Source organism: bacterium, from assembly GCA_022616075.1.
In the GTDB taxonomy this organism is placed as follows: Bacteria; Acidobacteriota; HRBIN11; order JAKEFK01; family JAKEFK01; genus JAKEFK01.
The window spans coordinates 1-24562 of sequence record JAKEFK010000181.1; the positions used below are offsets into that span (position 1 = coordinate 1).

General features: G+C 48.5%; 21 protein-coding genes. 8 read left to right on the forward strand and 13 right to left on the reverse strand.

Translation table 11 applies throughout. The features are described 5' to 3' along the window. Positions 1-144 precede the first annotated feature (144 nt). On the reverse strand, positions 145-1572 hold the full coding sequence (locus L0156_14270; protein ID MCI0604160.1) for a pentapeptide repeat-containing protein: 1428 nt from the start codon (positions 1570-1572) through the stop codon (positions 145-147). A gap of 122 nt (positions 1573-1694) precedes the next feature. Here L0156_14270 and L0156_14275 point away from each other — a divergent pair, with 122 nt between their 5' ends. After that, positions 1695-3164, forward strand: a complete 1470-nt coding sequence (locus L0156_14275; GenBank protein ID MCI0604161.1) for an AAA family ATPase — start codon at positions 1695-1697, stop codon at positions 3162-3164. Positions 3165-3243: 79 nt separating this feature from the next. Here the strand turns inward: L0156_14275 and L0156_14280 are convergent, their stop codons facing one another. Then, the gene (locus L0156_14280) at positions 3244-4212 is read right to left on the reverse strand and encodes a UbiA family prenyltransferase (protein MCI0604162.1); all 969 of its coding nucleotides are present in this window, start codon (positions 4210-4212) and stop codon (positions 3244-3246) included. Positions 4213-4292: 80 nt separating this feature from the next. Between L0156_14280 and moaC the strand changes: the two genes are divergently transcribed. Then, the gene (gene moaC / locus L0156_14285; GenBank protein MCI0604163.1) at positions 4293-4751 is read left to right on the forward strand and encodes a cyclic pyranopterin monophosphate synthase MoaC; all 459 of its coding nucleotides are present in this window, start codon (positions 4293-4295) and stop codon (positions 4749-4751) included. Beyond that, positions 4748-5230 carry a MogA/MoaB family molybdenum cofactor biosynthesis protein gene (locus tag L0156_14290; protein MCI0604164.1) on the forward strand — a complete coding sequence of 161 codons (483 nt, stop codon included), beginning with the start codon at positions 4748-4750 and terminating at the stop codon, positions 5228-5230. The genes moaC and L0156_14290 overlap by 4 nt, the downstream gene beginning before the upstream one ends. Before the next feature lie 82 nt (positions 5231-5312). Here the strand turns inward: L0156_14290 and L0156_14295 are convergent, their stop codons facing one another. Further along, positions 5313-5948, reverse strand: a complete 636-nt coding sequence (locus L0156_14295; protein ID MCI0604165.1) for a MarC family protein — start codon at positions 5946-5948, stop codon at positions 5313-5315. Positions 5949-6016: 68 nt separating this feature from the next. Beyond that, on the reverse strand, positions 6017-6505 hold the full coding sequence (locus L0156_14300; protein MCI0604166.1) for an Lrp/AsnC family transcriptional regulator: 489 nt from the start codon (positions 6503-6505) through the stop codon (positions 6017-6019). 208 nt (positions 6506-6713) lie between these two features. On the opposite strand from L0156_14300, the gene L0156_14305 reads away from it, so the two are divergent. Further along, on the forward strand, positions 6714-8621 hold the full coding sequence (locus tag L0156_14305) for a hypothetical protein (GenBank protein MCI0604167.1): 1908 nt from the start codon (positions 6714-6716) through the stop codon (positions 8619-8621). 11 nt (positions 8622-8632) lie between these two features. After that, a complete protein-coding gene (locus tag L0156_14310) occupies positions 8633-9160 on the forward strand; it encodes a hypothetical protein (protein ID MCI0604168.1) in 528 nt (175 codons plus the stop codon). A gap of 62 nt (positions 9161-9222) precedes the next feature. Here the strand turns inward: L0156_14310 and L0156_14315 are convergent, their stop codons facing one another. From L0156_14315 to nuoL, 7 genes are all read right to left on the reverse strand, one after another. Beyond that, positions 9223-11637: an ABC transporter permease gene (locus L0156_14315; GenBank protein MCI0604169.1), complete on the reverse strand. Its 2415-nt coding sequence runs from the start codon at positions 11635-11637 to the stop codon at positions 9223-9225. A gap of 201 nt (positions 11638-11838) precedes the next feature. Further along, positions 11839-12162, reverse strand: a complete 324-nt coding sequence (locus tag L0156_14320) for an ATP synthase F0 subunit C (GenBank protein MCI0604170.1) — start codon at positions 12160-12162, stop codon at positions 11839-11841. 53 nt (positions 12163-12215) lie between these two features. Next, positions 12216-12977, reverse strand: a complete 762-nt coding sequence (gene atpB / locus L0156_14325; GenBank protein MCI0604171.1) for a F0F1 ATP synthase subunit A — start codon at positions 12975-12977, stop codon at positions 12216-12218. After that, positions 12970-13335 (reverse strand): hypothetical protein, encoded by a 366-nt coding sequence (locus L0156_14330; GenBank protein ID MCI0604172.1) that lies wholly within the window; start codon positions 13333-13335, stop codon positions 12970-12972. Before L0156_14330 ends, atpB begins: the two co-directional genes overlap by 8 nt. Beyond that, on the reverse strand, positions 13316-13549 hold the full coding sequence (locus L0156_14335) for an AtpZ/AtpI family protein (protein ID MCI0604173.1): 234 nt from the start codon (positions 13547-13549) through the stop codon (positions 13316-13318). Before L0156_14335 ends, L0156_14330 begins: the two co-directional genes overlap by 20 nt. A 46-nt stretch (positions 13550-13595) precedes the next feature. Continuing rightward, positions 13596-15140, reverse strand: coding sequence for an NADH-quinone oxidoreductase subunit M (locus L0156_14340; GenBank protein MCI0604174.1), 1545 nt, complete (start codon positions 15138-15140; stop codon positions 13596-13598). A gap of 8 nt (positions 15141-15148) precedes the next feature. Next, positions 15149-17194 carry an NADH-quinone oxidoreductase subunit L gene (gene nuoL / locus L0156_14345; protein ID MCI0604175.1) on the reverse strand — a complete coding sequence of 682 codons (2046 nt, stop codon included), beginning with the start codon at positions 17192-17194 and terminating at the stop codon, positions 15149-15151. A gap of 619 nt (positions 17195-17813) precedes the next feature. Here nuoL and L0156_14350 point away from each other — a divergent pair. Beyond that, positions 17814-18089 carry a hypothetical protein gene (locus L0156_14350; protein MCI0604176.1) on the forward strand — a complete coding sequence of 92 codons (276 nt, stop codon included), beginning with the start codon at positions 17814-17816 and terminating at the stop codon, positions 18087-18089. Between the two features lie 7 nt (positions 18090-18096). On the opposite strand, the gene L0156_14355 is transcribed toward L0156_14350, so the two are convergent. Further along, positions 18097-19782: a hypothetical protein gene (locus tag L0156_14355; protein ID MCI0604177.1), complete on the reverse strand. Its 1686-nt coding sequence runs from the start codon at positions 19780-19782 to the stop codon at positions 18097-18099. Positions 19783-19934: 152 nt separating this feature from the next. Here L0156_14355 and L0156_14360 point away from each other — a divergent pair, with 152 nt between their 5' ends. Both L0156_14360 and L0156_14365 read left to right on the forward strand, forming a co-directional pair. Continuing rightward, a complete protein-coding gene (locus tag L0156_14360) occupies positions 19935-21920 on the forward strand; it encodes a hypothetical protein (GenBank protein ID MCI0604178.1) in 1986 nt (661 codons plus the stop codon). A gap of 46 nt (positions 21921-21966) precedes the next feature. Continuing rightward, positions 21967-22290: a PilZ domain-containing protein gene (locus tag L0156_14365; GenBank protein MCI0604179.1), complete on the forward strand. Its 324-nt coding sequence runs from the start codon at positions 21967-21969 to the stop codon at positions 22288-22290. A gap of 88 nt (positions 22291-22378) precedes the next feature. Here L0156_14365 and L0156_14370 read toward each other — a convergent pair whose 3' ends face one another. Next, positions 22379-24373 (reverse strand): sulfatase-like hydrolase/transferase, encoded by a 1995-nt coding sequence (locus L0156_14370; GenBank protein ID MCI0604180.1) that lies wholly within the window; start codon positions 24371-24373, stop codon positions 22379-22381. Positions 24374-24562: the final 189 nt, after the last annotated feature.

Sequence of the window (24562 nt, forward strand, 5' to 3'; positions counted from 1 at the left end):
ACCATCGATCGAACGTTCAAGAATCTGATGACCGAGGTGGGACTTTCCTATGTCTGAAAAAACGTGAACAAAATCTGAGATTCTGAAAAGAGAAGTTTTAATCGTCTCTGCGTCTCTGCGTCTTTGCGTCTCTGCGTTAAAATCTTAGCGTCTTGGCGCCTTTGCGTTAATGAGTTCCTGGGCGCGTTGTTGTTTCAGTTTTTCCTTTCGGATTTTGCCTTCACGCAGTCTCTTTTGAATCGGAAAGATCATTTTCCCCAAAACCAGGAAGGGTAAAACAGCAAGTCTGGTATTTCCTTCGAGATGCGCTTTTTTCAGGGTCGCGCCCCAAAAATTCGCGCCGACCAGCTGGGCTTGCCGCAAATCGGAACAGGTCAAATCTGCGTGCACAAGCCGCGCGCTTTTCAGATTCGCACCAATCAAAACCGCAAATCGCAAGTCAGCTTCAGTCAGGTCTGCGCCCGATAGATTACAAAGCGAGAGCTGACATCCGCCGAAATCACATTCCCGAGCTTTCAGTTTAGATAGATCGCAATCTTTCATTTGCGCCTTTCTGAAATGAGTTCGTTGCAACAAGGCTTGCCGCAGGGTGCACTTCGTGAGCTCCGCTTCGCGAAAATCGGCATCAGAAAGATTTGCGCCATCCAGATTCAGATCTTGAAGCGTTTGCTTGTAAAAATTTGTGTTGCGAAGATCCGCATAATCCAATGAACAATTCTTTAAATTCACAAAACGGAAATCGGTCTCTTCGAATAGCGCATTGGAAAGAGGAGAATCTTCAAATTTGGCATTTGCAAGCTTCGTTCTTTGCATCTGGGCATGGCGAAAAGACGATTTATAAACTTTTGCTTTCGTGAAATCGCACCGCGTAAGAATGGCGTGATCGAAAATGGAATCCTTGATTTCGGCCAGATGGAAGTTTGAATCCGTAAGATCGGCGCTCTTTGCGGAAGTCAGATTGAACTGAGCTCCTTCCCAGCGAGTTTTCTTTAGGACGGCCTGATTCAGCACGGCGCTGGTCAGGTCTGCTTTCATGAAATTTGCGCCCGATGCGTCCGCAGTTTCAAACGAAGTATGCCTGAGCTTTGCATCAAAGAGATTCACGTTTTGCAGCTTACTGCCCCGAAAACTTGCCTGTTCGAGATTGGCAACGGACATGTTGGCGCCCACCATTACCGCGCCATCGAAAATCGCAAACATAAGATTGCAAGCGGAAAGATTGCAGCCTAACAAATTCGCGTACCTCAACACAGCGCTTTTCAAGTTGGCGCCGGTGAAATCCATGTTGTTCAGGTTCGCATAATCGAGATGGATTCCTTCCATTTTTGCTTTATGGAAGCGCGTGCCCTGAAGCTGTGCGCCCGTCATGAGTGAGCCGCTCAGGTCTGCGGAATCAAAATTCGTTCCGGCAAGGTTTGCATTGGAGAAGTGCGCTTGGTGAAGGTCTTTCTGGGTCAAATCCATGCCAGAAAGATCTGCGCCGACAAAATCCGGAGTTGTTGTGGTGTTCGATTTTCTCCAGTGATTCCATGTCGGCGTATTCAAGAGCCGTAAATGCTCCGGATTCGCCATAAGGCTGGAATTATAACATGTTAGAATAAACCACGGCCTTTTTTTAACAGAAGAACGCGAAGATCGCAAAGGAAAAATAAATTAAATTAATCTTCCGTCCTTCGCGATCTTCTGTTAAAAAAATGACGACGGTTGATAAGATTCGAAATGCAGTTCTCGGCAAATATCCCCTTATCTATTTGTTGACGTGGGAAGAAAACCGCGCCCTGCAAATTCTCGAAGCCTTCGCCACCAAGATCTTCGGTAACAACGATTCATTTCACATCTGGAGCAGCGTTTCCGGATTCTCAGGCGAAAAGATGGATCCGGCTGCAGTGCTGAATTCGATCCTACGCGGCGAGAAAAAAGGAATTTTTGTCCTCAAGGATTTTTCCGCTTACATGAAAGATCCTGCCATCGTCAGGTCCTTGCGCGATGCCTATTACTCCCTTCCTGCAAAAGATTGTTTTTTGTTTATCGTTTCGCCGGAGCTCAACATACCGGAATCGTTGAGCAAAGAAATTCTGTTGATCGACATGGATCTGCCTGATGAAAATGAAATTACAAAACAGATCAGAAAAATTCTCCAGAGTTATCCGCAATCCACCCTGGATGATACTGTGGTCAGCCAGATGTGTTTTGGATTGAAAGGTCTTACTTTGAACGAATTAAGCCATATCGTTCACAGGATCCTTCGAGCAAAAAAAACCGATTCCGTAGAGATCATGAAGGAAATTTTTGCGGAGAAGGAGATGATTGTTAAGAAAAGCGGATTTCTGGAATTCATCCCTCCCGACTATGACATCAGCACGATCGGTGGCCTGGACAATCTAAAAGATTGGTTGACCAAACGCGAAAAACTATTCAGCAAGAAAGCGCTGGAAGATGGCGTGCCAATTCCCAAAGGAATTCTCGTGATGGGGATGAGTGGCTGCGGGAAGAGTCTATCTGCAAAAGCCATTTCAGCGTTGTGGAAGGTTCCCCTCTTCCGGTTGGATATGAACCTGGTCTTCTCCGGGATGTATGGGAGTCCCGAATTGTCTTTTCACCGCGCTTTGAAAACCGTGGAAGCGGTCGCTCCTGCGGTTCTCTGGATCGATGAAATCGAAAACAGTCTGGGCATGGATGAAGGGCAGGGACGTGGTTCGAATCCTTATGTATTTGCAACGTTTCTTACATGGATGCAGGAAAAGCCCCATTTGATTTTCGTTGCGGCAACAGCCAACAGGATCCAGGCAATCCCTGCGGAAGTTTTGCGCAAAGGCCGCTTCGATCAGATCTTCTTTGTCGATCTTCCCAACGATGAAGAACGAAAACAGATTTTTGAGATTTACTTGCGCCGGAATGGAGCCGACATAGTGCAATTTGACCTGGTATTTTTGGCCGCAGCAACGAAAGGCTGGAACGGCGCTGAAATCGAACAGGCCGTGGTGGCCGCGCGAATCGAAGCGTATCACGAAGGTCGCGCTTTCACCATTGACGACATTACACGCAATACTTCCCGCACCGTGCCCCTTTCGAAAACGATGGAAGATCAAATGAAGAAAATCCGCAGCTGGGCCTTCGGCCGCGCCACACCCGCCTCAAAATATACTGTACACCCCAGAATGTAGAATTCTAACGCAGAGTCGCAGAGACGCAGAGAAAGAATAAAAAAAGCTTAATTTCTCTCTGCGTCTCCACGTCTCCGCGTTAAAAGAGCTCGATCAGGTAGGCAAGCATAAATCCGGCCTGGCCCACAAACATCATTCGATACATATGAGCCCAGGAAACGTGATTTGCATCTGTGGCAAGCTCTTCCGGTTTGCGGACCATTGTATAGACCGTGTAGATGCCGTAAATCGAAAGCAAAAATCCAAGCACATTAAGGAACATTGCGTTTCCGGTGAGAATTCCTTTTGCAACACCGATTGGAATCAATATGAAGGGAAAAACAAAAAATGGACTGATCATCCAGGCTGCCTTTTTCGGACCATACACAATCGGCAGAGTGCGGCAGCCATCCGCCGCATCCCCTTTCATGTCCGCAAAATCCTTGGTCGTGGTTGCTCCCAGTAAGAAGAGTCCGAAAATCGTTCCGATGTACCAGGGCTCCGCTCCCCAGATCACTTTCACAGTAGACCATCCGGCAACTTTTAAAAGAATGCCGCGAGGAATTGCCACCGTGATGTTGGCAAGAACGCCACGACGTTTTGTCCGAAATGGTGGAGCCGAATACATGTACGTCATTACCGATGCAATCAAAACGATCCAGAAAAACGAATGATCGTCCGAATGTCCGTACGGTGTGACAAACCAGGCCAGAGTCCACGCAAGCGCGAGGTAAACTACCGTTACGATCCAGGCTTCACGAATCGACATTTTTCCGGATGGAAGCGGACGCGTGGGTTTGTTGATGCGATCAATCGGCAAATCGTAAATCTGGTTGATTGTGTTGGAGAAGGAATTTAAAAATGCCGCCATCAAGCTGCCCATCAATATGGAGAGCAACACTTCGGGATGATAAGGCGTGATCGGCTTCGCTCCCCATGCAGTAATGCCGCCGGAAATGACTCCGAATGCCGGCGCAATCAATGTGAAAGGTCGCGCAAAATCGATATAGAGTTTCAGCTTCTGCATCGGAGTTAGAGGCGGAGCAGAAGCGAGAATTGTTTTCTCCATGATCGAATTACTCTGTGGTTTAATAAAGTAAATTGTTGATTCTACAGGAGCGATCAATTTTGTCAAATTCGTTTACGCATATGGACAAAAAAGGTAAGACCAGGATGGTCGATGTGTCGGGAAAGGCGATCACATCCCGGCGCGCCGTGGCGGAAGGGAAAGTGCTATTGACGCCGGCAGTTGAGAAAGCAATCCGGAAAAATGAAGTAGCCAAAGGAAATGTTTTGGAGGTTGCCAGAATCGCCGGGATACAGGCCGCAAAAAAGACAGCGGAGCTCATCCCGTTGTGCCATCCCATTCCCATCTCCGGCATTGAAGTGAACGTGGAACTCGTAGCCCGTGAAGTGAGGATCCGCGCGGAAATAAAAGTGGATGCGAAAACAGGCGCCGAAATGGAGGCGTTGACAGCAGTTTCGGTCGCCGCACTCGTTGTGTACGACATGTGTAAAGGGATCGACAAGGGACTGGAAATCGGATCCATTCAGCTTGTGGAAAAGGAAGGGGGAAAGAGCGGACACTACCTGAGAAGGGACACATGAAGTACGCCGCCGCGGTGATCACCGTCAGCGATAGCTGTTACCGGAAAGAGAGTGAGGATCGCTCCGGCCCGGCCCTCATAGAGGCGTTGCAATCCTTCGGAATCCAGGTCGAATTCACCGAGATCGTCCCCGATGATCATAGTACTATAGTGAGCGTACTACGAAAGTGTATTCAAAGACCCGATCTGCATCTCATTATGACGACGGGCGGCACCGGTTTTTCCCCTCGGGACGTTACTCCGGAAGCGACGCGGGAAGTGATCGAGCGTCCCGCTCCCGGCATCGCGGAAATTCTTCGCCAGGCGGGGGCTGCGCAAACATTCCTCAGCTGGCTTTCCCGCGGCGAAGCCGGAACCGCCGGAAACAAGCTGCTTATCAATCTGCCAGGCAGCACAAAAGCCATGGCTCACTCAGTCGAAGTGCTCAAGCCGCTCCTGTTTCATGCGCTGGATCTATTGAACGGAGCAAAACCCCATTAGTCAACCGCCAAGACGCCAAGGCGCCAAGATCTATACCTGATTCTCTCTTTTCCTTTGCGGCTTGGCGCCTTGGCGGTTTTACTCAGCTGCGCGCTGCTTTGAGGATTTCCGTAAACACGGAAACCGATCCATTGATTACAAACTGAACACCGATTACCAGTGTGATCAATCCCATGATCTTGGCAGTGATCTTTTGCCCGGTCAGGCCGAGTCGTCTCACAATCCAGGGAGAGGCCAACAGGATCACGAGTGTCAGGATGATATTCAAAAGAATTGCCGTTGCGAGAGCAAACAAACGGAAACCACTCTGCGCCTGTCCCACAAGAACCATCACAGTCGAGATCGCTCCCGGCCCTGCAATCATGGGAATTCCCAGCGGCACAATCGAAGGATCAGCGCCCTCAGTATCTTCCGGCACTTCGGGTTTTCCGTCCATCAGGGTTTGCACGGACATCAGCGTGAAGAGAATACCACCAGCAATTTGAAAAGCCGGCACAGTGATCCCGAAAAATGCGAAGATCGCCCCTCCCATGGCCGCAAAAAGCGCCAGGGTGATGCCGGCAGAGATCGAGGTGCGCCAGGCCGTCCTTTTTCTGTCGATTCCTCCTTCCGTCATCGAAACGAAAATCGGAGCGGTTGAAATCGGATTGATGATAGAAAAGAGGGAAGAGAATGCAACAAATGCAAAATCAAAATCTAAAGCTGTTAAGAATTTCATTTATCTATCCCTCCTTTTAGTTTCTAACCGCCAAGTCGCCGAGTAAGCCAAGAAAATATTATTTCGTTTTAACTTGGCGTCTTGGCGTCCTGGCGTTTTAAAACTGGGATCGCTGTTTCCAGTTTTGAGGAAGACAACACAAAGGTGGTTTTCACTTTCTCAATTCCACCTACTTTTGTGAGTTTTCCCAAAACAAAGTTCTCATATTCTCCCGGACTTGCTGCAACCACTTTCAACAAAAAATCCTCATCACCGGCAATATGGTGGCATTCGAGCACCTCCGGAAATTTCTGGATGGCCTGCATGAAATCAAGCGTCGTTTTCCGGTTGTGCGCTTCCAGAATCACATGTACAAATGCAGTTACGGGCAATCCGAGCTTTACAGTATCCAGCAGCGCCACAAAACGCTTGATGTAACCGGCTTCTTCCAGCTTTTTCACCCGCATCAACGTCGGCGCTGGAGTCAGGCCAATTCTTTTCGCGAGCCGGAAATTCGTGATCCTGCCCTCCCGTTGGAGGATGCTCAAAATCTTTAAATCAACAGGGTCCAGTTTCAAATGCAATATAATAATTTGAATTGGAAAATAATGCAATATATTATTTTGAATTTTATTAATTATTAAAATAATATTCTGGCACTCTCATTTGCACACTTCCGTCCGCCGTCCTAAACTAGATAATAGCAAGCAACATATTTGTTCTTTTGCCGACAATTATCCTTGCGACGCTCCAGAGAGCGGTATCAGAAATTGAGGAAGGAATCCAATGGGTAAAGTCGGAAAATCTGGCTCAAGCCCGATTAATCCTCAACCAGCGGTAGAGCAAACTTCGGAGTCCTCACATCCGGACTCTACCAAAAACAGTCCATCGGCGTCACAAACAGAATCTCCTCCGGTGCGAGCTTCAGCAAGAGAGGCACAAGCGAGGATTGTGGAGAAAAACTTCGATGGTCGAGCAAGAGAGGCACAGCTAAGAAGCCTTCTGGCGAAAGGTGGAGGGGAGACTGCGGGATTGGAGAGTACCGATCAACAGAGTCATCCGTCGCGCCCGTTTACCGGTCAAATGTTGGTCCCTCGCCAAACAGCTTCCGGTGGAACCGAGTATGAATATATTGGTCCCGCCAGACATCTCAATTCACAAGATGCAGCGAACCTCGGAAGAGAGCTTGCGGAGCTCAGAAGAGCGGATCCTGATCGGGCAAATGAAACGGTCGATCAGGTTTTCAATAGATTCAATCCTGAAGAAAGGCAAAGATTGGCCACTGAGCTGGTTCGCAACACAACTCACCGGGAACTGGTTGGGATGGCTGTTTCGGATATGAGCCTTCGAGCGGAACCTGGACAGGGGTTCCTGGAACGCATGAACCGTGAGATGACGTCGGGTCCCGCTGCTCCAACGGATCAATCCAACAGAATAGAAACCGCCAGGCTCGTGGCACGAGCACGACACGATCCCAGATTCATTCATTTTGATTCGGAAACCGACAATCAAATTCACAGGCTTATTGAAAGGCATCAGACAGATCCTCAAGCTGTTGGCAATATCATCGATGTGGTCACAACACCCGGATTCCACGGCAGCCCGGTATCCGAACAGAATCTGATGCTGCGTGCTATGGGAGAAAGACCCGGAAGCCGGGAGCTCTCACAGCTTTATCAGGGATTTGGCATGAGTGAGGAATTTAGAAATTTAAATTCTGAACGAAGAACCGAAATTCTGGAATTCTACACACGCATGGAACGAAATGGCGATTTTCAGGGATGCCCCGACCGGTTTTTTCAGGAGCTTCCGGGCAGCGCAGCAAGATTAGTTTCCAATCCTGGATACGATTTACTGACAGAAAGTGATCGTGAGCAAATGCTCAATCACATGGGGTGGGACCCCAGCCTTGAACGGAACTTTACAGAATTAACGGAACATCTCGATTTTCACGGATTAGATCAAGATACGCGGACCGGTATTATTGGGTATGTCGGCATTCAAGAGGAAGGACTGAATTTTGAACATCGCAGGCAAATTGGCGAGAATCTGATCCGGTTTGCACAAACAGAAAGCTATCGGGGGATGAATCCAGATGATCGGGTTCAAGCTCAAAACATCATCTTTGAACTTTCCGCTCATTCAGTTTTGAATCCAAATAATGCAGCGGCTAGAAATACATTGAATCACCTTGTGAATGGCACAGTGCCGATGGGAATCGGACACAGACATAACGATCGATCGGATGGTTTCATGGACAATAACACGGCGTACTTTAATTTCGAACGTCTTGGAGACAGAAATGAAATCGTGGATACCGCCACACATGAAGTCAATCATGTTTTAAATGGAAATACAGCATCCGGCACCCGGGACAGATTTCTGGATGAATATCGAGCCTGGTTCGTAGGCGATACGGCCGTAGATGGAAATCCACCCGATGCGGCTCAGATGCGTGATGTCCTGGACAATTTGGTACTGGATCCACCCGGTGGATCCGGCTATGACCACTTGCGAAGACTTTACCGGAATGATCCCAATCTCCGGGCAGTTGTTCAAACGGTACGAGACCGACTCGCACAGGATCCGCCGGTCATCACAAGCCCTGAAGAATTGCGTTTGATGCTGGCTCAGGCGCCTGGTGGGCAAAACTCAGATTACTTAAACAGGCAAGGTAATATCGATAATCATTAAGGGCGCGGGAAATGAATTCACAGGACAGTACCACGAAAAAAGTTCTACAACATCTAACGTCCTCCCTTTCGATTTCAGAACAGGAGTTGTTTGTCGAAGAAAGTCCAATCCCCTTATTGCCCGAACGATACTCCATTTTTTACGCAGAAAAAAAAGGAAGTCATGGCCACATCTACGAATATTGCATCCTGCTTGAAAATGAATTCTTTTCTTCCGCTGAATCGGACAGCTTTGCTCGTCTTCTAAAGATGGAAAACTTTCTTCACAAAAGAAATCTCAATGCAGATCAGTTTGTGATTTTGTTTCGGATGCTTCACGTAAAAATGGGGGATAGTGAGCCATTGCTCAGCGACAGTCTTTTGCGAAATAAAACGTTAAAACGCTACGGAGTTCCCGTAGCTCTTCCCTCTATTCAGGAATCAAATGGTGGCGTTCAAATCGTTTTTTATACGCACAGGCTCAAATCAGGAACCATAGAACAATGGATTGTAACGGTTTCCCGGGATTATCAAGTCAATTATGAGACGCCTGCTCAGTAAAGTAGCAGCGACGTTTCGTCGGCGCCCAAATCTCGCGGGCGTGACGCCCGCGCTACTTCGTTTTACTCGGCTCGGAGCGCAACGGCGGGATCGACGCGGAGGGCGCGCCGGGCGGGAAAGATCGCTGCGACGACAGTCACCAGGAGCAGAGCCATAGGAACTACCACAAGAGTGGTGGGATCAAACGAGCTTACGCCGACGAACTGATTTGCCAGCAGGCGCGCAAAACCCATTGCGATGGGCAAACCGATGAGAAGAGCAATCAGGAATTGCCTGAGACCCTGATTCAAGAAGAGCTTCAAAATGGTTTGATCGAGAGCACCGAGGGCGCGACGAACACCGATTTCTTTCGTGCGTTGGCCGACCGTGTATGCGAGCACAGAATACTGTCCGGCTGCTGCCAGCGCGATGGCAACGATCGCAAAGATTCCGAACAGAGTGGCCATGAAGGTGCTGTCAAAACGATTGAGCCGGATCCACTCTTCCAGGGGTCGCAGCCAGTAAACCGGCAGATCAGGATCGAGTTCTTCTACGGTCTTGCGCAAACTGTCCGATAGATGCATCGGATCCCCTTGCGTCCGAACGATGAGACTGATGAAACGCGCCTCAGTCTGCGCTATCGGCAAGTAAACCGCCGGCATCAACTCTTCCTCCAATTCATTCTGCAAAACATTGGGAGTTACTCCCACAACGGTGAGCCATTCTCCCTGATCCTGGTTCTGACCGAGACGGAGCCTTCTTCCGATTGGATTCTCTCCCTGCCAGAATTTGTCTACCAGCATCTGATTCACAATCGCAACTTTCTGCCCGTCCTTATGATCTCGCGAATCGAAAGAACGTCCCTTGAAGACAGGGATTTCCAAAACTTGAAAATAATTAGGCGCAATCACAATCTGCCAGGCGATCGGCTTTCTGGATTCATCTCCCTTCATTTTGTCCGTTGAAAAGAAATCAAAACCGGTAAATGTGCCGGGCAAGCTTGTAGAAAGTGTTGCTCCTTTGGTGTTTGGCAGCGCTGAAAGCTTTACCACAAGCGCATCGTAAAAACGGACTTGCGAATCTGCGTCCGGATATTTTGATTCAAATAAGCCGATGCGTCCGGTTAACAAGTTGCTCACATTTGCGCCAACTTTGACATGATCCAGGTGCAAAACGCTTCTTGTCATTAATCCTGCGAGGATCAGCAGCACGCAGGAGAAAGCGATTTGCGCGATCACCAGAGAGCGGCTGGTTCGCCCGAGTGGTTGAGCCATTCCCCATCCACCTTGATGCAGCTGAGTATTCAAATCGGTTCGCGAGGCGCGCAATGCAGGAAGCAAACCGGCAAGGATTGCGGAAACAAATGCGATGAGCACCGAAAAAGAGATGATTCGCCAGTCTATTTCTTCGTTGATCCAGAAAGGTGGAGCCATATCGGGATTGGCTCTCAGTGTTTCAAAAGTGATCCGCGTTCCGTAGTCTGCGAGAAATACTGCGATCACTCCTGCCACCATGCTGATCACCAGGCATTCGGTGAAGACCTGCAGAACGAGTCGCCATCTCCCGGCTCCCAGAGCGGTGCGAATCGCGAACTCGCGGGAACGTCCGATCATTCTGACCACTGTCAAATTGGCGACATTCGCGCACGCGATCAACAATACCAGCAGAACCGCGGCAAACATCGTATAAATCACGGTTCTTGTTTCATCGCCCACGTATTCATGCGCATAGGGTTTGAGTACCGCCATCAGCTCTTTATTTGTCGCAGGATATTCTTTTGCCAGCCTGCTTGAAATTGTCCGAAATTCAGCTCTGGCTTCTGAAAGTGTCACGCCCGTGCGTAACCTTCCAAATATTTCCATGCTCGGTCCCTGGCCACGTTTGAGGTCTTTTAAATCTAGTGTAAGCGGAACCCAGACATCTTCCCGAACAGGAAACTGGAAACCGGGCGGCATGATTCCCACAACAACCGCTTCTTTTGCGTTCACGCGTATCGTTTTCCCGATTATTTTCTGATCTCCCTGATATCGATTCCGCCACAAATCGAACCCTAGAATGACAACAGCAGGTGCGCCCGGTTGATCCTCTCCAGGCAAGAACAATCGTCCGAGATAAGGTTTCACCCTGAGTTCTGACAAAACATTGTGTGTGAAGAAGGCGCCGTCAAAACGTTCCGCGCGAGTCTGTCCACTGAGATTGATCGTGCCCTGATAGAACCCTGCAAGACTATCGAAGCTTTTTTGAGTGGCTCGCCAATCAAGAAAATCGTGCATGTTGACCTCAACGCTGTCATCCTCCGGTGTGCTGTGTTCCAAATGCACCAGTCGCTCTGATTCAGGAAAAGGCAGCGGTTTCAGGATGTAAGCGTTAATCGCTGAGAACATGAAGATGGTTACGGCTAACCCCAATGTGAGGATCAAAATAGCAACCAGCGTGCTTCCACCACTGCGGAACAAAAACCGGAAGGTTACCACTAATTCCCTGAACAGAGCTTTCATTCGTCCTCTCCTTTAACAAAGTAGCGCGGACGTCTCGTCTGCGCGCAGGCGTGACGCCCGCGCTACTTTGCAAGCACGGTGCCAAAGGTAATAGACGGAGCCGGGTAGGACAATGTTCGATTGTGGGAATTAGAGGTGCAAAAGTGAACAGGAAGGGAGAAAAAGACGGTCCGTTTTAGAAACGGACCGCCCCGGATGTAATTATGCCCACTTGAAGTAAAGCATGAAAGCGATCAAGAGAACGTAGATAGCCAGCGATTCGATGAATGCAAGGCCAAGGATGAGCATACCGCGAATCGTATCAGCGGTGCCCGGATTCCGGCCAATTGCATCGGCGGCTGCGCGAAAAGCGATACTTTGCGCAATTCCACAAAAGGCGGAAGCAAATCCCAGACCGAAAGCACATGCGATGGCAATCCACTGATTGGTTTGGCCTGCTCCGCCTGCCGTATCCTGAGCCATTACCGGCTGGACCATTGCGACGAAACCGACCAGGAAGAACAGGAACACAATTTTCTTTGCCACTTCAGTACCCCCTAAAGAGATTTAAGATTTCAGATGTTAGATTTCAGATTGAATCAGTGAGCAGATGCCGGAGCCGCGTGGCCCGCCGTATGCTCCCCATGGCTTTCTTCGTGAGCCACTGCGCCTGCAATATACACAGAAGAAAGCATAATGAACACCAGAGTTTGAACTAAACTCGTGAAAATTGCAAGACACATCAACGGCAAAGGAACAAAGAAAGGAACGAGCATAAAAAGGATCAAGATAATCGTATCTTCGCCGAAGATGTTACCGAATAATCGAACAGATAAAGAAAGCGGACGCGAGAAATGTCCGATGAGTTCCACAGGTATGAAAAGCCAGGCAAGCCACCAGACGGGACCCGCAAAATGCTTCAAATACTTGAACAACCCCTGCTGACGGATTCCCTGCGCGTGATAGTAGACAAACACGGTAATTGCGCAAGCGAACGTTACGTTCAGGCTGCTGGTAGGCGACTTGAAAATCGGAATCAAGCCGAGCAGGTTGCTGAAAAGAATGAAAAGACCCAGAGTTCCGATCAGGGGAAAATAACGTTCCCAACCGGGACCGATCATATCCTTTACGATGTTTTGAACGAACCGGTAATAGACTTCCAGGGTCTGCTGCATAAAAGAAGGATAAACGCCAAATTTCCTTTTCCAGTAGCCAAAGAAGAAAACAAAAAACAGAAAGATGAAGAGCGACATCCAGACGTGATCCATCGGCTTATGCGCCAGATGAAATCCCATGTTGTCGATCACCGCGTAAAAACGCGCTGTCAACCACTCAACATATCCGAGCTTATGTTCAAACATTTTGCTTCCGGTTCTGCTGGGCTTGAACCAAGTAAAAGGGATAAATCAACTGCACAAGAGTAAAACTTACTGTGAGCGCAATCACATTTACTTTGAAATAAATGATCGCTAGAAATAGAAATCCGCCAAGAAATACGAACCGAAAAAGAAATCCTACCAGGAAAAATTTTGCGGTCCGGGTGGTCTTTCTAACAAAACTGTTGTTCACGGCTTTCTGGATCATTTCACACGAGGTCAACGCTACCGTGAATCCGATCAGCATCCCGAAGATCCAACTGTAATTCTGCTGAACCAGCAAAATTGCCAGCGCGAAGGTCGGTATCAAAACAAAGATCTTTTTAACTTTTGCCGGATTCATCTTTCTTTTTTGTTATGCGTTGATAATCGCGATAAAAATTCAGTGCACCCGCGAAAACTCCAAACACAAAACCGAGTAGTTTACCCCACGGGTCTGTATGGAGCCAGCGGTCAGCATAATATCCCATGAGTGTCCCTACGGCAATCGCGGACGGAAAAAGCAAACCCAGATACAAATAATCTGAATATTGCCTGATCCACCGGAAATCCCACATCGCTTAAGAGAATGACCAAATTACAAATAACAAATTACAAAAAAAACTATTTCTGAGCGTGAAACATTTCAGTCTCGATCGATACCGAACTAACAATGAATTTGACCGGTTTTTCCATCATCTTCAAGAAGGGCGCCGGGTAAATACCGATCCAGAAGGTGAAAACGATCAATGGAATCAAAGTCCATTTCTCGCGCCACGACAAATCCGGCAACGCTGCATTTTCGCCTTCCGCCTTTCCGAACATCACGCGCTGGTAAAGCCACAACATATACGCGGCGCCGAGCACCATTCCGGAAGCCGCAAAAAAGGCAGCCCACTGATAATCATGATTCAGCCACGCGCCCTGCAATACAAGAAATTCACCAATAAATCCGCTCAATCCCGGAAGTCCCAGCGAAGCCATGGTAATGATTCCATACATTGCCGCATAAGAGGGCATCGGAGTCGATAAGCCGCCGAAGTCTTTGATCATTCGAGTGTGCCGGCGTTCATAAATCTGGCCCACAATCAAGAAGAGCGCCCCTGTGCTCAATCCATGACTGATCATCACGATCATTGCGCCATTGAGACCAGGCTCGTTCAAGCAGAAAACTCCCAGCATGCAAAAACCAAGGTGACTGACGCTTGAATAAGCAATCAGTTTCTTCATATCCGGCTGCATCATCGCAACCAGCGCGCCGTAGATGATTCCGATCAACGAAAGACCGATCATCCAGGGGAGCAGCTCGTGTGTGGCATCCGGGAAAAAGGGCAATGAGAAACGCACGAAACCATAGGTTCCCATCTTCAACAAAACGCCTGCCAGAATCACGGAACCTGCGGTTGGAGCCTCCACGTGAGCGTCCGGCAACCATGTGTGGAACGGAAACATCGGCACTTTCACTGCAAATCCAATGAAGAATGCAAGGAAGGTCCAGTATTGAATGTCGCGCGGGAGCCCGACTTCCATCAATTTCAGCACATCAAACGTATATACACCCGTCACGCTGTGGTTGTAAAAATAAAGCGTCAGGATTCCAAGGAGCATCAAAACGGAACCCAGGAATGTGTACAAAAAGAATTTGATCGCGGCATAAAGTTTCCGGGGTCCGCCCCAGACGCCGATCAAGAAATACATCGGAACGAGCATGACTTCCCAGAAGATGTAAAAGAGGATGAAGTCGAGCGCCATGAATACGCCCATCATGCCGGTCTGTAGAATCAACATGAACGCGTAATACTCCTTCACGCGCGTTTGAATTGAGTTCCAGGAGGAAAGGATTGCGATGAATCCAAGAATGGTTGTCAGCAAGGTGAGCAGTAAGCTGATTCCATCCAGTCCCAGAAAATATTGGACGCCAAGAGAAGGGATCCACTGGAACCGTTCATAAAACTGCATGGTGAGCTTGCTGGAGTCGAAATAGGGAATTAAAACCAGGGACAGGATCATGTCGATGAAAGCCACAATATTGGCGAACCAGCGGATGAAGTTCGTCTTTTCCTTGGAGACAAAAAAGATCAGGTAAAGAGCGGCGACCATCGGAATGTACAGGATCACCGAAAGAATCGGAAAATTAAAAACGTTGCTAAACCCGTAGGTTTCAGGCATAGAAACTCCTATTTCGCATAAAAGAACATATACACAGCAAGCAGAACGAAGAATCCATAAAGACTGATCAGGCCGTAGTTTTGGACAACACCTGTCTGCATTTTTCTAACGAGACCACCGAAGTACCGCACAATCGCGCCGACAAGATTGACAGCAAGATCGACAAAATTAATATCGAACCAGATGGACGCGATGGAAGTCCGCAGCGTGGCCCACGCGCTGCCATTTACGATTCCGTCAATCACCTTCAAGTCAAAAGCTGCGAAGAATAGACAAAGTGTCTTCATCGGCTGAATGATCACTGCATTGTAGATTTCATCCACGTAGTATTTTCTGAAAAGCAATCTGTGCAGGCCAGGATAAGTAGCAGCCATCTTCTCAGCCACTTCAGGCCTCCGCAGATACATCATGTATGCGAGCCCGATGCCGGCCAGCGCCACCACAACAGAGCCTGCCATCAATGCAATTTCAAGACCGTGCGAAACTTCTGTCCCCTCTGCGTGAATCGATCCGGTAACCGGTTCGAGCCAGTGATAGAAATCCACCGGCATGCTCGGGATGTGCAGAACTTTTGGAATTCCCATCCATCCACCGACGATCGAAAGCGCCGCAAGGATAATCAGCGGAATGGTCATGGAACGGGGCGATTCATGAATGTGTTCCATCGTATGGTGATCCATTCGCGGTTTTCCATAAAAAGCGAGATACAAAAGACGGAACATGTAGAAAGCGGTCATCGCCGCCGCGACAGTTCCAAGGATCCAGAAAACTTTGCTTCCATGTTCGCTTGAAAACGCTTGCCACAGGATTTCGTCTTTGCTGAAGAAGCCGGCAAGCGGAGGAATTCCCGCAATTGCAATAGTGCCAACCAGCATTGTTTTAAAAGTGGTCGGGATCCTTTTTCGAAGGTCTCCCATCTTGAGCAGGTCCTGTTCACCGCTCATCGCGTGGATTACGCTTCCGGAACCGAGGAACAACAGAGCTTTGAAGAATGCATGCGTGGTGAGATGAAAAATTCCAACGGCGTACGCGCCCACGCCCATTGCAAGGAACATGTATCCCAACTGGCTGACAGTGGAGTAAGCGAGTACACGTTTGATGTCTCTTTGCACCAGACCGATGGATGCCGCAAAAATAGCCGTGACGGCGCCGATTGTTGCAACGATCAGGAGAGTGTCGGGCGCCAGAGAAAAGAGCGCATTGCATCGCGCAATCATGTAAACGCCGGCGGTAACCATCGTTGCCGCATGGATTAGCGCGCTGACAGGAGTCGGACCTTCCATCGCATCCGGCAACCATGTATACAGCGGGATCTGAGCGGACTTGCCCGTCGCGCCCACAAAGAGAGCGAGAGTGATCAGCATCACAAGCGCATCACCCGGCCGAAACACCTGAGGCGCTGCCGACATCACTTTTGTGAACTCGAGTGTTCCGAAAACCGAGAAGATGGCTAGCACACCGAGAATGAATCCGAAATCGCCAATCCTGTTTACAATGAACGCTTTCTTGCCTGCATCGGCAGCCGATTGCCGTTTGTAATAGAACCCTATAAGCAAATAAGAACAGAGCCCAACTCCTTCCCATCCCACAAACATCGTCAGAAAAGAACTTCCCAAAACCAGCAGAAGCATCGAGAACATGAAGAGATTCATATACGTGAAGAAGCGGTAGTAACCATCTTCATGCCACATGTATCCGATCGAATAAATATGGATGAGAAAACCGACGCCCGCGACAATCAGGATCATCACGGCTGAAAGTGGATCCAGTAAAAAACCGAGAGGGATATTCAGTTCCGCCTGTTCCCCTGCGCCGGGTCCAAGTGTTTTTTCTACCGATCCGCCGGGAATCCAGTTGTAAACCGTTGTCTCAAAAACCTTCGGTTCCAGTCCTGATAATTCCGCAACGCATAAGACAGATAAGAGGAAGGAAAGTCCGACCGTTCCGCACGCAATCCAATGGATCAGAGTTTTCGGAAATCTCTGGCCCAAAATACCGTTGATGAAAGCGCCGATTGCCGGTAAGACAGGAATCAACCAGATCCATTCAAGCATATTTGTATGTAAGTGACCAGTGGCCAGTGACTAGTGACCAGTTAAAATACTATAACTGAAATGTCAAAGCAATCTCAGAAATGACGCCCTTGAAAAGTTTTCTCAAGAAGTTATTTGCTATACTAGGAATTTTAGAACCTGTCCGTCAAATTTACACCCTTATACGTTCACTTCGCTTCGCTCGAGAAAATATTCGTTATTACGTCCGTGGAGCGCCTGACAATCTTCCGATTCCTCCGCTGCTTCTTATCGCTTTGGTGACAGGTAAGGCCGACGTTAGCTTCTTCTTCAGCAGCGGGCGCGCCGCTGCCGATAGCATATGTGAAACCCTATTAGAAAATAATTTGTCTATAAAGGATTTCGATTGTTTATTGGACTTTGGTTGCGGATGCGGAAGAGTGACGAGATACTGGCGTGATTTAAAAAACACAGCGATTTACGGTACTGATTACAACAGGAATTTGATTCGATGGTGCCAGTCAAGTTTGACTTTTGGACGATTCGAAAACAATGCTTTACATCCTCCTTTGAACTTTCCGGGCGCGACTTTCTCCTTCACATATGCTCTTCCGTTTTTACACATCTCACAGAGGATCTTCAAAATCTCTGGATGGCCGAATTGGCAAGGGTAATAAAGCCGGGTGGATATTTGCTTTTAACAACGCACGGGCAACATTATCTGGAACAGCTTGATGCATCTGAACAAGCGTGCTTTCTTGCCGGGGAAATGGTAACCAGAAGTTACGGACCTCCTGGGACAAATCAACTAGCGTCATACCATCCATATGATTACGTGGTTCATAAGATGATAAAGGACCTGATTCTTGTCGACTTTATTGAAAAAGGAGCTAGAGGTAATCCCTTTCAGGACTTATACCTGTTAAAAAAGAAATGATTTAACTTTATTGAATCTCGATTCGCCTCTTTTTAAGCACCGGTTGGAAGGAAGGAGATCCGGGAAAGAATGCTGCTACGGTATAGAAACCCGGATCGGAAGGTTGCCATTGGAACGCGAAGCGTCCTCTGGACGAGGAATTGGTCTTGGCCACGGTTCTCGCACTGGGAAAATTCATGAAAATACGGTCTCGATAGACCTCTTTTGTTGTGTACCAGCTCACAAAAAAATAACCATTGTTTCGCGCCTCTTGTAAAATTCGGGCATCAAAACGCACTGTGTAGGCTCGTTTCGGTGATACGAAAACCGGAATTGATGTAACGGAAATCGACTGATTCGCCGATGCGGAGCCTTGCAGGTAATTCTCGGAGCCATTGCTACCATGTGTTACCGGCGCTGTGCCGATGATCAGCCAATCATTTAATCCATTATCAAATTCAGAATTAAAGACAAGATTATTGGAACTGCCGGTTCGCGAAAACTGAACACGTTCAAGCTGAAATGTTGCAGGGCCTATCACTTTGTGGGGCAACTGCAGATTTACGCGCACTCCCAGTAAGGCAAGACGAGCTTTCGGCGGCGCTATCAATTCTCGTTCGAATCGTTGCAAAGAATCTGAAGGCGGCGTGATGCGCAGTTCTATGCCTTTTCCGGAAACGCCGCTTCCACTGGAAACAATTTTGCCGTCCAGCGCTATCAGGGAGCCGCGAGTTGCTACCGTTGGGAGAGTGAGTTTCATCCTGGATTTCGCGCCTTCCGTCATCCTGATTAAATAGTCGCGGGCAGGTAAGTACCAGTGATAGCCGGAGGAAACGCATCCCTCTCGGGTAGCAGAACTTTTGTAACCCCAATTCCCCGTTTCATCATTGTTTGTTGTTGGGCCAAACAATAAGAAGCGATTGAAACCATAAAGCGTCTTCGTTTCCCGGAGAACTTGAAGGACATCCGATGTGCCGGGGTACCAGTATTGATTTAATTGCCAGACAAAAATTTTTCCGGATTTCGAAAAATCGCGAACGGTCTGTTTTGAGTCGATGAGTTGCTCACGCATTTCATCAGCGGTAGGCCGGCCACAGGTACCGGTTGCGGGATTGCCATATTTCGAGAGTACGCTGATGCCGGTTTGGTCATACTGAAAATAAGGATAAGAGCCGCATGAGCTGCCGGCCTGACCACGGCTTAGATCCACCATCCATGTATGCCAGTTGTCATCAATGTCGACTTGGAGGCTCGGGTACTTGCGTTTGGCGTTCTGGTAAATGTCGCGCGCTTCTGAAATAACAGTGCACAAATTGCGTTTCAGGTTCTTCGAATGATAGGAGACGTATTCATCCAGAACAACGCGACGGATACCGAGAGGGACGGAGCAATCAATCGTTTTTTCGATTTCCTGTTTCGTGAGGAAAGGATCCAGCAAAACTGCAGGACGCAGACCCTTGTTTCTTACGCCAGCCAACCACCAGGAAGTAAGTGCTGAGCAACTTTCGCGGCCGATTGGCATAATTGCCCATGACGCAGGAGGCGCAGGATCCCGAAATACTTCATCCCATTGCTGGCGATCCCAATTGATGGGGCGATAAACAATTCCCAGTTCCGGGTTTCTGTCTTTATAAACAACCTGTTGTTCCGGCTTGCCGGCAGCCATCAAAAATGAACCTAAAACAAGCAGTGGTAGATAGAGTGTCCACTTCACCCGGCACCTCCAATTTTCCTAATTATAGCGACTTTCGTTGAATCGAACCAGAAATGCAAGTAATGTGATGAAGTGCCAGAGTCAAGAGCAATGAGCAATGAGTTCTCTTCCGAGGGCCTTATTACTCGTTGCTCATTACTCATTACTTTTTTATGAAACCAGCCACTGCGGACCGAGCAGCAAAAGCTCTGGTTGTGCTGCTCTGGATCGTGATTCTTGCTTTCATGGTCACTATAATCATTCCGGGAAATCCCTTCTTCTTTGCGCCCCGGAGGTTCCTCTACTTCTCTTTGACTCTGGCTCTGTTCAAAGGGTTTTGGGACTGGCACCATTACAAGCGGTCCCGATTACTGGAAGTATTGCCTTTCTTGATTCTGTTTCTATTTGCGTCCTTTCGCGTATCTCGAAGCTCGGATTATCAATTTGGAGTGGATGATGCTTATTACTATTCCTACGCCGCTTCCATTTTCATCGATGGCGATCTAGAACTGTCGAATCAGTATGAGCTTTCCAAGTTGGAGAGGCACCTTGATGCCGGCGCGCTGGCGGTAAGAACCCCGGCCGGATATTCCGCGAATATCTATCCTGCAGGTCTATCACTCTACTGGACACCCTTTTTTGTTGGGGGTCATTTACTGGCGAATCTCTTTGATTTGCCGATGAATGGTTACAGCCGGCCTTACACTCATACGATCCTGATCGGACACCTTTTTTACGTTTGTGCAGGTCTTTATTTTACTTACAGATTCTGTAATGGTTTTTTTTCAAAACTGGTTTCCTTCGGTGCAACTGCTACCATTCTTTTCACAACTCCTTATCTCTATTATTACTTTTCTACCTTCCCTCTCATATCAGAACCGCTCGCGTTTGCGCTCATAGCGTTGTTTCTGTTCCTTGCATTCACAAGCGAGCGAAGACATTCCAGACTCAGATGGTTTGCGCTGGGAATCCTTTTTGGAACGCTGACAATGGTCCGTTTGCATAATGTTGTTCTGGGAGCAGTTCCCGTTGCGGTCCTTTATTTTTCCCTTCCTGATGAAAAGAAAAGATCGCAATTTCTGCAACTGTTTGGAGTTTTCATAGCGGGAAGCTTGATCGGGTTTTTGCCGCAAGTAATTGTTTGGCGCGTTTTGAACGGTGAATGGTTTTTCAGTAGCGGCACAACTTTCCTTCCTTACTGGAAGAAACCTTTCGTTTTGGAAACACTGTTTTCGGCGCGCAAGGGTTTATTTCCCTGGTCTCCCGTTGTGGCGCTCTCAGTAACCGGGCTGTTTGTTCTTATCAAGAGAAACCGCTTGTGGGCATGGTTGCTGCTGGCGGTGGTGCTTGCAACCACCTGGATTAATTCTGCGCAGGTCGACTGGTGGGGGGCAGCCACAGTGGGTTCACGTCGCTTTGTGCCACTGGTTTCCATTTTTGCTTTGGGTGTCGCGGCGTTATTCATTTCCTTGAAAAAGTACGGTCGACTCATCTTGCTGATTTTCTTGCTGGGACTTGTTTTCTTAAATTCATTTCTCGTTTCGTCAACGGTAGCGGGCGCCATGGAAGCCGAGCACGCTGATCGTTTTTCAGATGTGCTGCAGGGACCTTACTCGATCTTTCAACCGGTTGTGTACGGTCTTCAGTTTCCCGTTCAGGCTGCCTATAGACTCCGCTACGGGACGCCAGTCTACGGTCCGTTAACGGAATTTTTCATCGGAGAAGACGTGTTTTATTTTCAGCGGCGCGCCGGTGAAGAAATTTTCAATGCGGAAAGTCCACTCTTTGGTGAAGGTTGGATTCTGGAAAACGGAGTTAGAAAAACGAATGGCGCGGTGAGCACGCTTTATGTGCCCTTGTTCTTGAAAGATAAACCGAGAATTGTTGTTGAACTGGATTTTCTTCCAGCGGAAAAAGAGAAAGATATACGGATTGATTTTGTCTGGAACGGCAAACTTTTGCGTTCCCGAAAGATTTTATCGGATGGTAGACAGGTAGAACTTCCGGTTCGATGGCGTGATTATCGTCTCGAAGTAAATAAGCTGGAGATGCGCATCTATCATTCAAGATCAGAAGAGGAAGCACCCAGCCTTGTATTGCAGCGGATTCATTTTCGACCTCCCTTAACTCTTACAGAGGGGGTGGAGGATTCGCCTTGACTTAGTTCCCAAACTCATACATTAATGGGTAGTGGACCTACAGAATATGGATGAAGAAAGAAGGTCATCTCCGCGGGTGGAGATCAACGTTGAGATGGAAGTGCGCCAGAACGGAGATGTATTTTCCGGCACCTCGGTGAATGTGAGTGAAACGGGGATCCTGATTCAGACCAATAAAATTCTGGATCCCGGTGAATCTGTAATCGTTCGAGTTTCCTCACCCGGACAGGCTGAGATTGTCGGCACAGGAACTGTGATCCGGCATGAAGATCTGGGTCTTGGAAAACACGCAATCGCGGTCCAGTGGGAGCTCACCATCTCGCAGAAACACGCTTTGCGCCGCATGGTCCAAACCATCAAAGAAGCGTAAAATTTAACGCAGAGACGCAGGGGCGCAGAGAAAAAAATGAATAAGGTTTTTCTTAATCTCTCCGTCTCTGCGTCTCTGCGTCTCTGCGTTAAAAACTGCTTATTATCTGTTTCGCGCGTGATTTCAGCTCTTCACTATCGGAATAGAGGATCACCTGCTGGGAGAGTTTTCGCGCTTCCGCTTGATTGCCGGCCTTCTGATGAAGCATCGCCAGTTGCAGCATTGCTTCATAATTTTGCGGTTCGAAACGCAGGAGCTGCCGTAAATACGGCAGGGCGTCTGCCGGCTGTCCATGCGTTTCAAACAGAGAAGCGAGTTCACGGTATGCGGCGACATGGTTCCAGCTGACTTCGATGGCCATCTTCCAATCTTTTTCCGCTTCAGCGAAACGGCCCAGTTTCTTCCAGATCTTGCCGCGGTAAAGATAGGCTTCGGAGTATCGTGGATTCTGGCGAAGAACCGTATCGAATTCGAGAAGCGCCTCTTCGTTGCGGTTCAGCTGATAGAGCGCAATACCGTACGTACTACGAACATCGTATGATAAATAGGGTGCCGCACGCTTGTAGCGCTTCATGGCTTCCCATGCTTCTTCCGGATGTCCGGCCGCGAGCGCTGACCTTGCCAGAAACGGATTCGGTCGCGGAGTCGGGGCGAGCTGTACCGCCTTGCGGAGCGCCACCAGAGCCCCTTCCTGATCGCCGCAGGCGGAAGAAAGCATGCCGGCCAGCGTTTCTTTGTAAGCGCTTTGCGGAAGCTGTTCTGCAAACACTTGCAGCAAATCGAGCCCTATTTCCGGTCGTTTCTGCCGCGCAAGCTCGATCACTTTTTCCAGAAGAAGCGTAGGTTCCGTCTCCACCTCTGTTTCAGAGCGCGACACACTCGAGATCCCTTCCTTCTTCAATATCTCCCGTCCCTTCTTGATCTTTTCTGCTATTCCAGCTTCGCTCACCGGCACAGAGTGATGCGGAATGACCTTTTCTTCCGCTCCATTTACATACAGGAATTCTCCCGTGCGAACAAAATACTCGGCGGGAAATCCAAGAAGTCTTGCGAAAGGCATCGTACCCAAAACAAATTCACGCGAGATTTGTTGTTTATCTTCACCAAAAAGGGGCAAGCCATCCTTTGGAGCATCGATCGTTAGTTCGAGCAACTCCAAAATTGTAGGAACGAGATCGATCAAACTGACCTGAGCATCGTAATTTTCATGGCGCGGCAGAAGGCCGGGAGCTGTTATCAAGAGCGGAACATGAAGCACGGGATTGTTTGGATATGCGTAACGGCTCTGATCTCCGAGAGTCTCCCCGTATGGAGCGGTCAATACAATGATCGATCTTTGGAACAATCCCAGCTCCTTTAGCAGATCCACGAAAAGTCCAACCTGCTCATCCACACCCGCAATCTCACCGTCATAAGGGTATTTTGCATACTGGCGGTTGTACGGTGCGGGAGGCTCAAACGGAAAAGTCGGTTCATGGAAATTGAGAAGTAGAAAATGTGGAATGGCGCGGTTGTTTCTAATCCACTCGCGGGCCAATTTGCAAGCCGTTGCAGTGGAGTAAGCTGTTTGCCATGGATAGAGGATTTCATCTCCCGTATAGAATTGGTGAAAGACGCCTCCGAAGAAAGCGGGAAACCGCAATTCCGGATCAGCGAGAAAGGCGGCAGTCCGATAACCCTTACTCGTCAAGATATCGGGAAGAGTCAACAAATCCTTTGGCAATGAGCGTTCGCCAAGATCAAGCAGGTATTCGGTGGTCTTTTTCAATGGCTCATGAAACGGATAAATCCCTGTCAAAATGGAAAGATGGGCCGTCAACGATTCTGTGGATGGAGTATAAGCGTTGGTAAAACGAACGCCGTCATAGGCCAGGAAGTCGATCGCGGGTGTCTGGATCGGCTGATACATATAGCTGCTCAGATGATCTGCCCGCAGCCCGGACGCGGTGATCATGTAAACGTTTCGCTGTAGCGGAGCTTGAGTTGCTATCGCTTCCTTTCGTTGACGAAGATGTTTTTGATAAGAATAAAAGGACAAAAGGCCCAGGATGATGATGAGTAAAACTACTGCCAATCTGCGCATCGTGGTTCAGTATAACAAGTGGGCTTAAATCTAGAAAACAGAATCTCTTCCGCTTGACACTGCTCCTTTGCAACCTATATAATTGACGTTCCTCAAAAAGCTGCTTTTTCGGGCAGCACTTCGGGCGGAACCACCCTGGAGGATCAAGAAGAATGGGGAAATCCGCCACCAGTCTTACTGAGTTCAAAG